This is a genomic window from Actinotalea ferrariae (assembly GCF_019733465.1).
Taxonomy (GTDB): domain Bacteria; phylum Actinomycetota; class Actinomycetes; order Actinomycetales; family Cellulomonadaceae; genus Actinotalea; species Actinotalea ferrariae_A.
The window spans coordinates 1-7,432 of record NZ_JACVQL010000067.1; the positions used below are offsets into that span (position 1 = coordinate 1).

Annotated in this window: 7 protein-coding genes and 1 pseudogene; 1 reads left to right on the forward strand and 7 read right to left on the reverse strand. The window is 77.7% G+C overall.

The features are described from left to right. From ICW40_RS06015 to sigE, 3 genes and pseudogenes are all read right to left on the reverse strand, one after another. Nucleotides 1–446, reverse strand: a pseudogene (locus tag ICW40_RS06015) (hypothetical protein); the annotation flags it as partial. Further along, entirely contained in the window at nucleotides 443–1,432 is a 990-nt protein-coding gene (locus ICW40_RS06020) for a zf-HC2 domain-containing protein (RefSeq protein WP_221652931.1), read from the reverse strand. The pseudogene ICW40_RS06015 and the gene ICW40_RS06020, both read right to left, overlap by 4 nt. Continuing rightward, complete coding sequence (gene sigE / locus ICW40_RS06025) at nucleotides 1,429–2,070, reverse strand: RNA polymerase sigma factor SigE (RefSeq protein WP_221652932.1); 642 nt, start codon at nucleotides 2,068–2,070, stop codon at nucleotides 1,429–1,431. The genes ICW40_RS06020 and sigE overlap by 4 nt, the downstream gene beginning before the upstream one ends. A 371-nt stretch (nucleotides 2,071–2,441) precedes the next feature. Here sigE and ICW40_RS06030 point away from each other — a divergent pair, with 371 nt between their 5' ends. Beyond that, nucleotides 2,442–3,074: an O-methyltransferase gene (locus tag ICW40_RS06030; RefSeq protein WP_221652934.1), complete on the forward strand. Its 633-nt coding sequence runs from the start codon at nucleotides 2,442–2,444 to the stop codon at nucleotides 3,072–3,074. A gap of 9 nt (nucleotides 3,075–3,083) precedes the next feature. Here ICW40_RS06030 and ICW40_RS06035 read toward each other — a convergent pair whose 3' ends face one another. From ICW40_RS06035 to ICW40_RS06050, 4 genes are all read right to left on the reverse strand, one after another. Then, on the reverse strand, nucleotides 3,084–4,739 hold the full coding sequence (locus tag ICW40_RS06035) for a leucyl aminopeptidase family protein (protein ID WP_308121654.1): 1,656 nt from the start codon (nucleotides 4,737–4,739) through the stop codon (nucleotides 3,084–3,086). A gap of 5 nt (nucleotides 4,740–4,744) precedes the next feature. Continuing rightward, the gene (locus ICW40_RS06040) at nucleotides 4,745–4,912 is read right to left on the reverse strand and encodes a DUF3117 domain-containing protein (protein WP_199422355.1); all 168 of its coding nucleotides are present in this window, start codon (nucleotides 4,910–4,912) and stop codon (nucleotides 4,745–4,747) included. A gap of 254 nt (nucleotides 4,913–5,166) precedes the next feature. Next, a complete protein-coding gene (locus ICW40_RS06045) occupies nucleotides 5,167–6,465 on the reverse strand; it encodes a hypothetical protein (protein WP_221652933.1) in 1,299 nt (432 codons plus the stop codon). Further along, entirely contained in the window at nucleotides 6,462–7,424 is a 963-nt protein-coding gene (locus ICW40_RS06050; protein ID WP_221652936.1) for a dihydropteroate synthase, read from the reverse strand. Before ICW40_RS06050 ends, ICW40_RS06045 begins: the two co-directional genes overlap by 4 nt. Nucleotides 7,425–7,432 lie beyond the last annotated feature (8 nt).

The window sequence follows — 7,432 nt, forward strand, 5'->3', positions numbered from 1 at the left end:
GGCCCGGCCGGGGCCGGCTGCGCGCCGTGCTCTCGCGGCGCGGTCGCTGCCGACGGCGCGCCCCACGCCTGCGGCCCGGCCGGCGCGGGACCTGGCCCGTAGGACGGTCGGGGCGCGTACGGCGACGCGGTGCTCGGGCGGTACGGCGGCGGACCACCCGGCGCGCCGGCTGCACCGGGTCCGGGATCGCCGGCACCGGGTCCGGGACTGCCGGCACCGGGTCCGGGGCTGTCGGGACCGACGTCGTGCGCGGCCGACCGGTAGGACGACGGCGGCGCGAAGGGGTTCGCCCCCTCCCGCCCGCGCGCCCGGTCCTCGGGGGTCGGCCGGCGCCCGGGCGCCTGGTCGGGTGCCGCCTGGTCGGGGGTCGGCCGGTCGGACGCCGCCTGGTCGGACGTCGGCCGGTCGGACGTCGGCTGCTCAGGTCCCTCGTGCTCGGGTGTCACGGGCCCCATGCTCCCGCGACGACGCCCCAACCGCGCGCGAGCCTCGCCGCGACCCGGTCGTCGTAGGCGCGGTGCGGGTACGCCGTGACGAGGTCCTCGACCGCCGGGGTGCGCGTCTGCGCCACCACGCTGACCACCGTGCTGCCCGACTGCCACACCGCGTGCCACGGCGCGTCCGACAGCAGGTGCACCTGCCGCCCGCCCACGTCCGCGACCGGTGCTCCGGCGACGGCGGCCGGGTCGAGCCGGCCGTGCTGCTCCGTGACCACCACCGTGCCGTCCGGGCCGGCGAGGTCGAGCTCGAGCCCGGTCGAGCCGTCGACGTCCTCGCGGACCGCCGCGACCGTGTACCCGTCGGGCAGGTGGCTCGGCGCGGACCAGCCCTCCTCCGTGAGCCACTCGAGCACGGGCTCCCCGTCCGGACCGCCCTCGGCCGACGGCTCGCGCCATGCGAGCGCAGCGGTGGTCGCGGCAGGTCCCGTCGAGGTCGGGCGCGGGAGCGCCGTCGGCTGCGCGGTGGACGCGCGGCTCAGCAGCGTCAGCGCGTGCGCCGGGTGCGTCGACGGCGCGACCTGCGGCTGCACGCCGAGCGCGACGAGCGACACCGTGACGACGCCGACACCGGCCGCGGCGGCGAGCACGCGCACGGGCGTCCGGGACCGCACGAGGTCTCCCTTCAGGCAGCCGCTCGAGCTCGCGGGCAGCTGCGCACGCCGGCTGCCGGGCATGGGCACGGAGCCGGAGGGCAGCCGGTCGCGAGCGGGGCCCTGGGGCTCGCACGCGCCCAGCGCCAGGAGGCGGGCGGTCAGGCGGGGGTCCACCGGGACGTCCGTCGCGGACGCGAGCGTCCGTCGCGCGGCGCGCGCCGCGGCGAGCTCGTCGGCGCACGGGTCGCACGCGGCGACGTGCGCGAGCAGCCGCTCCGCCGACGACGGCGAGAGCTGACCGTCGACCAGCGCGCTGATCTGCGAGCCCAGGTGGCTCACGCACCCACCTCCGCGGCGGCGCGACGCGGCGCGTCGTCGGCCGCGACGGCCGCCGCCGTCTCCGGCGCGCGGTGCGCGAGCGACGCCCGCAGCTGCGCCCGGGCACGGTGGATGCGCGACCGGACGGTGCCGAGCTTGACGCCGAGCGTGAGCGCGATCTCCTCGTAGGAGAGGCCCTCGATGTCGCACAGGACCACGGCGGCGCGGAACTCGGGCGGGAGGGCGTCGAGCGCGCGCTGGATGTCGTGGTCGAGGTTGGCGTGCTCGAAGCCGCGCTCGGGGCTGCCCGGGCCGACCGGTCCGGGGACGTGTGCGGCGTCGTCGCCGAGGGGTTCCATCCGGATCCGCTTCTTGCGGCGCACGCCATCGAGGAAGAGGTTCGTCGTGATGCGGTGGAGCCAGCCCTCGAACGTGCCGGGCGTGTAGCTCGAGAGGGACCGGAACACGCGGATGAAGGTCTCCTGCGTGAGGTCCTCGGCGTCGTGCTGGTTGCCCGTGAGCCGGTACGCCAGGCGGTACACGCGCGCGGAGTGCGTCGAGACGATCTCCTCCCAGCTCGGCGGCTGGTACGGCGCCTCGGCCGGCACGGCGACCGTGACCGCCGCGGCAGAGGCCGCCGCGGCCGGGGCCGGCGCCATGGGCGTCGGCGGGGTCGCGGCCTGGCCGACCAGCGGCGCCGGGGGCGCGTCGGACGGCGCGCCCGAGGCTCCGCTCGTGCGGCGCCCTCGCAGTACCGGTCGCACCGTTCCGTCCCCTCCGTCGCGTGCCGCGTCGCGCGGCTGCCGCAGGCCCAGTGTCCCAGCCCTGCACCTCGTCGAACGACCCGGCCGCCCCCCGTGTTCCCGGGCGACCGCGAATCGGTCCTGCCGCCGTCCTCCCCGGGGCCTCGCCCCGAGGACGGCCGACGCCGCCCGACGACGCAGGCACCGGTCCGGCGGTTCGCCCGGGGCGCGTGCGGCTGCGGCGATAGCATCGGGCGAGCCCGAACCACGCCCACCAGGAGCACATCATCGCCATCGACAAGTCCGCCAGCTGGGCCCACGCCGAGGACTTCCGAGCGCTCGACGAGACGCTGCTGCGTGCGACGGACCGGGCGGAGCAGCTCGGCTGCGGTGCGGTGTCACCGGGGACCGGCGCCGCGCTGCAGCTGCTCGCGGCCGCGCTGCGCGCCACGGCCGTCGTCGAGATCGGCACGGGTGCCGGCGTCTCCGGTCTCTGGCTGCTGCGCGGCATGGCGCCCGACGGCGTGCTGACGACCATCGACAGCGAGGCCGAGCACCAGCGCGCCGCCAAGGAGGCGTTCGGCGAGGACGGCGTCCGCTCGACGCGCGCGCGGACGATCACGGGTCGCGCGGCCGACGTCCTCCCCCGTCTCACCGACGGCGCCTACGACCTCGTGCTGGCCGACGCCGACCCGCTGGACCTGTCCGACCACGTCGCGCAGGCGCTGCGCCTGCTGCGCCCGGGCGGCGTGCTCGCCGTCGCGCACGCGCTCGGCGGCGACCGGGTGCCCGACCCGGCCCGCCGGGACGAGGTCACGACCGCGCTGCGCGAGGTCGCGCGCGTGCTGCGTGAGGACGACCGGCTCGTGCCGGCGATGCTCCCGACCGGCGACGGCCTGCTCCTCGCCGCCCGACGCTGAGCGTCTGACTCAGCGGAGCTGGAGCAGCCAGCGCAGCAGGAGGCGGGCGCCGAAGCCCGTCGCGCCCTCGGGGACCTCGTGCGCCGCCGCGGTCGCGCGCGCGGGGCCTGCGATGTCGAGGTGCGCCCAGCGGCGCTGCCCGGCGAACCGCTGCAGGAAGAGCGCAGCCGTGATGGAACCGCCGCCCACACCAGGCTCGACGGGCACGTGCCGCACGTCGGCGACGGACGAGCGCAGCACCTCGCGGTAGTCCTCGACCAGCGGCATGCGCCAGAGCAGCTCCCCCGTGTCCTCGCCGGCGGCCTCGAGCGATCGGGCGAGGCGGTCGTCGGTCGAGTACAGGGCACCGTGGTGGCGGCCGAGCCCGAGCGTCGCGGCTCCGGTCAGGGTCGCGACGTCCACCACGAAGTCGGGGTCCAGCTCGCTGTCGGCGTGGCTGAGCGCGTCGGCGAGGACCATGCGGCCCTCGGCGTCGGTGTTGATGATCTCGACCGTCGTGCCGCCGTGGACCGTCACCACGTCGCCCGGCCGGTAGGACGACGCACCCACGGCGTTCTCGGCGAGCGGCAGCAGGGCCGTGACACGGTGCCGCACACCGGCGCGCGCGGCGCCGAGCACCGCGGCCAGGGCGACCGCCGCGCCGGCCATGTCCGTCTTCATCGCGACCATCGACTCGCGCGGCTTGATGGAGATGCCACCCGTGTCGTACGTGATGCCCTTCCCGATGAGGACCACGTGCCGACCGCCCGAGCCCGGCCGGGCGCGCGGACCCTGCGACGCGGGCGCCCCACCCACGGGCTCGTACCGCACGGTGGCGAACCGGGGGCCGTGCGCGGACCCGCTGCCGACGGCGACCACACCGCCGAAGCCGTGCGCGGCCAGCTGCTCGCCCTCCAGCACCTCGACCGACAGACCGGCGCCCGTCGCGAGGCGCGTGACCTGCTCGGCCATCCACGCGGGCGTCTTGGTGTCCGACGGCGTGACGGTCAGGACGCGGGCGACCCACGCGACCTCGGCCGCGATGCGGGCCGCGGCGACGGCGCTCTCGGCATGGCGCCCGAGCAGCACGAGGGAGCGCGCCGGCGGCTCGGGCGGTGTGCCCGTCGCGCGGCTCGGATGGCGGTACGCACCCAGGAGGTAGCCCTCGACGACGGCACGCGTGCCGTCGGCACCGCCGTCCGCACCGAGGGTCGTCACGACCCGGCGGAGCCCGCGCGTCGAGCGCGCCACCGCCGCGCCGGCGCGGCGCAGGTCCGTGGCCGACCCGGACCCCGTGCCGACGAGGACCAGGCGCAGCGGCAGGTCGGACCACGGCAGGGGGCCGGTGCCGCCCGAGGCGCGCGGCAGGTGGATCGTGTGGGCCTCGCCCGCCGAGCCCTTGAGGCCCGAGCGCTCCGCGAGGTCGCCCAGGTCGATGCCGTAGCGCACCGCGGCGTCCGCGACGCCGGCACGGGGCTGGACGCCGTCGTCCTCCTCGCCCGCAGGGGCGACGGGCAGCACGAGGGCGTCGACGTCAGGCTCCGCGAGGAGCGTCGTCGAGGCGACGGTGCCGCGCACCACCTCGACCTCGGGCAGCTCGGGGAGGGGTGAGGTCGTGGACCCGGCCGCACGACGGCGGCCGGGCTCGTCCCGGCGCACGCCGGGGCGCCGCGCTGGGCCGGCCACGGGGATCAGCTGACGACGGCGGTCAGCGCCTCGCCCAGCTCGCTCGCCTCGGTCGCGTTGAGCTCGACGACCAGGCGCCCGCCGCCCTCGAGCGGGACGCGCATGACGATGCCGCGACCCTCCTTGGTCACCTCGAGCGGTCCGTCGCCCGTCCTCGGCTTCATCGCAGCCATGGGTGGCTCCTCCTGGTCGGTCTCGTCCCGCCCGGCCCGTGCCCGCGGCCCGCCCCGCAGGGCTGACCGCCAACGTGCTCGCTCGTCGTGCGCCGCGGCGGTGCGGCCCAGCCGCACGTGCCGACGGACGCGCTCCCGTGCGTCGCTGGGTGGCGGATGTCCGAGATCAGTCTAGTTCACCCGGACGACACCGCGGGACCAGCCACCCGAAGGGAGGAGGCTCCCGGGCACCCCGCCGGGCCCGTGCGGACGGCTCACGGCGGCCAGCCGGACGGAGGCACGAGACGCCAGAGCAGCCCGACCCACGCCACCTGCCCGACGACGCCGAGCAGCACGGCCGCCGCGAGCGCCGTCCGCGGCCGCCGCGTCCGCAGGCACACCTGCGCGGTCACGGCGGCGACGGGGAAGGCGAGCAGCCCGAACCGCACGAGGCTCGTGCCGGGCTCGAGCACGGCGACGAGGTACAGGAGGTAGCCCGCGGTCCACCCGCGCAGCTCGGCGCCGAGGCGGGCGAGGGGCCGCGTGAGCAGCAGGGCGGCCAGCCCGAGCGCGACGCCGACCAGGACGACGCTCCCCCACGGGCCGAGCAGCCACCGCGCGACGTCGACCCAGGGAACGAGGGGCACCACCGCACCACGTCCGCGCCATGCGCCCTGGGTGAGCGTGTACGCGTCCGCCTGGCCAGTGACCAGCCCGGTGACGGCGGGCCACAGCAGCCCCGACAGGCCCGCGACGACCGCGAGCGCCACGACCCGGACGCGCTCCCCCGGCTGCCAGCCGGCGTCCTCGGCGGTGACCGGACCGCCGTGGCATAGCTGTGCGCGCCGGTGCTCCGCGTGGCGCTGCCAGGCGTGCGCGAGGACCGCGACCGCGACGGGCAGCGCGACCGCCCGCGTCAGCCCCAGCGCCAGCACGACCGGCACCGCGAGCAGGTACCGCCGCACGAGCAGGCACCACAGGACCGCGGCGAGCAGCAGCAGCGCGAGCGACTCGGTGTACCCCACCTGCAGCACGGGCGACGCCGCCCCGGTCGCGACGAGCGCGACCGTCGCGAGCGGCACGCGGCGCGCGACCGCGTCGGGGAGCGGCGGCACGCCCGCGCGCACGGCGGCCGCCAGGCCGAGCGCCACGGTGCGGTGGACGAGCAGCAGCGCGGCGGTCCCGAGCACGAGCGCCAGCAGCGGCGCGACGGTCGCCCACGGCGCACCGGTGACGGTCATGAGCACGCGGGCGAGCCCGGGGAACAGCGGGAAGAACGCCCACGCGTTCTGCTGCACCCTGCCGTCCGGGCCCAGCGGGAGGACGTCGGGGTACCCGTCCTCCGCGATCGTGCGGTACCAGCTCGCGTCCCACATGAGCCCCGTGTACTCGAGGTACGACGGCGACGCCGGGGTCCACAGGTTCGCGGCCTGCCGTTCGGCGACCGCCATGAGGACCCCCGCGCTCACGAGGCGAGCGGCCGCCTGCACGGCGAGCACCTGGACCCACCACGGCCAGGAGGCGGGCGACCGCCACGTGCGCGCCGCCTGCGCGGGCGCCGTGGCGGTGCTCACGCGAGACCGCGCACTGCCCGGGCGGGCGGGAGGTCGCCGCGCACGACGGCGACCATCTCGACGACCCGCCGGGTCGCCCGCACGTCGTGCGCGCGGAACACCGAGGCGCCGAGCCACGTCGCGACGGCCGTCGCCGCGAGCGTCCCCTCGAGGCGCTCCTCGACGGGGAGCCCGAGCGACTCGCCCACGAAGTCCTTGCGGCTCAGCGCCATGAGCACCGGGTGCCCGAGCGCGACGAGCGCGTCGGTCCGCCGGGTCAGGTGCAGCGAGTGCCACGTGGTCTTCCCGAAGTCGTGCGTCGGGTCGACGAGCACGGACGCCGGGTCCACGCCCGCCGCGACCGCCCGCGCCGCGGCGGCGGCGAGGGTCGCGGTCACGTCCTGGAGCACGCCGTCCCTCGGGTCGCCGCCGACGTCGACCGCACCGCCGTCGTCCGCCGGGACGCCCTCGCGCTCGGGGCGCCACGGGTACTCGGGTCGCAGCGGGTCGGTCCGCGGCGCGAGCCCCCCGGTGTGCGAGCACACGATGCCCATCCCGTGCCGTGCGGCGACCTCCACCAGGCGGGGGTCGTAGCCGGCCCACGTGTCGTTGACGAGGTCGGCGCCGGCCTCCGCCGCCGCGAGCGCGACCTCGGCTCGCCAGGTGTCGACCGAGACGGGCAGGTCGGGGAAGGCCTCGCGCACGCGCGCGACCAGCGGGACCACGCGGTCGATCTCCTCAGCGACACCGACCTCGGCCCCTCGTCCCGCGCGCACGCCGCCGATGTCGACGAGGTCCGCGCCGTCGGCGACCACGCGCTCGACCGCGGCCAGCGCGGCGTCGTCGTCGGTGGCGCGGGCAGCCGCGTAGAACGAGTCCGGCGTCCGGTTGACGACGGCCATCACGGCCGGGCGTCCCGCGGCGAGCACACGGCCGCGCAGGCGCAACGGCACGCCCGCCGGCGGGACGCCGGCGCTCACTCCGGCGC

Coding starts and splice junctions, on each gene's coding strand:
- sigE (WP_221652932.1), bottom strand. CDS start 2,070: ATGGCGCCGGCCCCGGCCGCGGCGGCCTCTGCCGCGGCGGTCACGGTC.
- ICW40_RS06040 (WP_199422355.1), bottom strand. CDS start 4,912: ATGGCTGCGATGAAGCCGAGGACGGGCGACGGACCGCTCGAGGTGACC.